This is a genomic window from Variovorax sp. Varisp36 (assembly GCF_047304235.1).
GTDB lineage: Bacteria > Pseudomonadota > Gammaproteobacteria > Burkholderiales > Burkholderiaceae_C > Variovorax.
In genome coordinates this window covers 1-236 of record NZ_JBGLYU010000140.1, presented here as the reverse complement: position 1 = coordinate 236, position 236 = coordinate 1, and the positions used below count along the sequence as shown (strand labels likewise).

General features: G+C 63.6%; 1 pseudogene. It reads left to right on the top strand.

Annotated features, from left to right (window positions below):
- Positions 1–236 (top strand): annotated as a pseudogene (locus ACCD11_RS28495) (DNA polymerase IV); the annotation flags it as partial.

Here is a 236-nt window from a genome sequence, read left to right as displayed (position 1 = left end):
ACCGAGAGCGAACCGGTTTCGATGAGCCGCGAGACCTCTTTCGACCGCGACCTGCACGCCGTGCGCGACCGCGCCGAGCTGGGCTCGATCTTCACCCACCTGTGCGAGAAGCTGGCCGAAGATCTGCAGCGCATGGGTTACGTGGGCAAGACCATCGGCATCAAGCTGCGCTACGACGATTTCAAGTTCGCCACGCGCGACCAGACCATCGAGCGCTTCACGTCCGACGCGAAGAC